At 64.2% G+C, this 1901-nt stretch carries 3 protein-coding genes; 2 read left to right on the top strand and 1 reads right to left on the bottom strand.

Annotated features, from left to right (window positions below; genetic code table 11):
• Nucleotides 1–525: hypothetical protein (locus ACYVDE_RS21460; RefSeq protein ID WP_460503578.1), on the bottom strand; the 525-nt coding region annotated here is incomplete at its 3' end.
• 116 nt (nucleotides 526–641) lie between these two features.
• On the opposite strand from ACYVDE_RS21460, the gene ACYVDE_RS21455 reads away from it, so the two are divergent.
• Both ACYVDE_RS21455 and ACYVDE_RS21450 read left to right on the top strand, forming a co-directional pair.
• Nucleotides 642–1058 carry a hypothetical protein gene (locus tag ACYVDE_RS21455; RefSeq protein ID WP_460503577.1) on the top strand — a complete coding sequence of 139 codons (417 nt, stop codon included), beginning with the start codon at nucleotides 642–644 and terminating at the stop codon, nucleotides 1056–1058.
• A gap of 148 nt (nucleotides 1059–1206) precedes the next feature.
• Nucleotides 1207–1901 (top strand): efflux RND transporter permease subunit (locus ACYVDE_RS21450; RefSeq protein ID WP_460503576.1); only part of this gene is annotated, 695 nt, incomplete at its 3' end.

Raw genomic sequence — 1901 nt, 5'->3', positions numbered from 1 at the left:
GTAGCCGCCGCGGCCGAAGTTGTCGTCGCTGGCGCCGCGCACGGCCGGGCGGGCCAGCAGCACCACATCGGAGAGGAAGGGACCAGTGGCGGGCGCTTCCAGCACCAGCGGCTTCTCGACGGTGGTTTCGCCGCTGGCACTCTTGTATTGGTCTTTGATGGTACCGCGCAGGGTGTATTTGCCATCGGGCAGCTGCACGCGCTTGAGGAAGCTCAGCGGGTTTTTGATGGCAATGGAGGTATCGGAGAGCACCGGCGGCTTCAGCGTGATGACTTCGTGGTAGACGGGTTTGCCGTCGGCCTTCAGAATATCGAGCGTGACCACGGCCGACGACTGAAACGACTTCGGCGCCCGCTGCCGGTAGGTGAGCGGCTGGGTGGGCACGGTCACGTAGATTTCCACTTCGGCCCCCTTCACCACTTTGTCGAGGTTGCGGAAGCGGGCCACATCGAGCAGCAGCTGCGGCGGGCCGGCCTGGGCAGCCAGCGTGGTCAGGGCAATTAGCAAGGTCAGGAGGTAGCGCATGGGGCAAAAGTACGGCGGGTGCGGGGGAGGCTTTGGCAATAGTAGGGCATTAGTAGACTAATTTTGTGCCAGCAACGCGCCAACTATTTTCCTGCTCCGGCCGTTTCTCTCCCGCTATGCGCTCCACCCTCGCCTTCTTTCTGGGAATCCTGATGCTGCTGGGCAGCTTCATTCCGGAGAATGACTTGGGCGAGTTGGCCAAGCTGCCCTCATTGGTAGAGCATTATCAGTACCATCACTCGGCGGCCGGCGGTGGGCTGAGCCTGGGCCAGTTCCTGGCCGAGCACTACGGCGCGGGCACCAAACACTACGCGGGCTGCACACTTTCGCCCCGCCATCAGCAAGACCACCACAACCTGCCTTTGCGCTGCCACCACGGCTGCGTGCAGCTCAGCTTCGTGGTAGCGTCGGTGACGCGCGTAGTATTCACTCCCCGGCCTGCAATGGCCGCAACCCGGGCTTACCGCGCTGCCGCTGCGCCGCGCTACGCATTCAGCCTGAGCAATTCGCTGGGCCAGCCGCCCCGAGCCTAACCCGCCCGCGCCCCCGGACGCAGTGCGCCCACGCCCCAGCTGGCGTCGGCCCCGAACTCCGGGCCCTCTCCCCTTTTACTGGATTATCAGCCCCTCCCGGCCGGCCCGATAGCCGCGCCCGGGCTGGGCCGTATTGCACCGTATTCGCATGCTTTCGGCGATTATCAATTTTAGCATCCGCAACAAGATATTGGTGGCCCTGATGCTGGCCGGCCTTGTGGCCTGGGGCGTGTTCTCGGCCGCCAGCCTGCCGCTCGACGCCATTCCGGACGTCACCAACAACCAGGTTCAGGTCATCACCCAAAGCCCCGCACTGGCGGCGCAGGAGGTGGAGCAGCTCATCACCGTGCCGCTCGAATTACAGCTGCGCACCATCCCGGACGTCACGGAAATCCGCTCAATTTCCCGCTTCGGGCTGTCTGTAATTACCGTGGTGTTTGAGGAAGATGTGGACACCTACCACACCCGCCAGCTGGTAGCCGAGAAGCTCAAAGTGGCCGAAGCCGACCTCGGTCAGGGCCTGGGTGCGCCGGGCATGGCGCCCATCACCACTGGCCTGGGCGAGATTTATCAATACACCATTAAAGTCAAAAAGGGCTACGAGAAGCAGTATGGGCTGGCCCAGTTGCGCGAAATCCAGGACTGGCTGGTGAAGCGCCGCCTGGCCGGCGTGAACGGCGTGGTTGACGTGAGCAGCTTCGGCGGCTACGTGCGCGAGTACGAGGTGAGCGTGGACCCTGCCCGCCTGGCCGGCGCGGGCGTGAGCATGGCCGAGCTCTACGAAGCCCTGCAGGCCAACAACGGCAACGCCGGCGGCAGCTACCTCGAACGCGGCCCGCGGGC

Source organism: Hymenobacter agri, from assembly GCF_054778495.1.
The sequence above is the reverse complement of the archived record's forward strand: the minus strand, read 5'-3'. Positions and strand labels throughout refer to the sequence as shown.

What these genes read in the sequence shown, in the direction of transcription:
- ACYVDE_RS21455 (WP_460503577.1), top strand. Translation starts at nt 642, where the DNA reads ATGCGCTCCACCCTCGCCTTCTTTCTGGGAATCCTGATGCTGCTGGGC.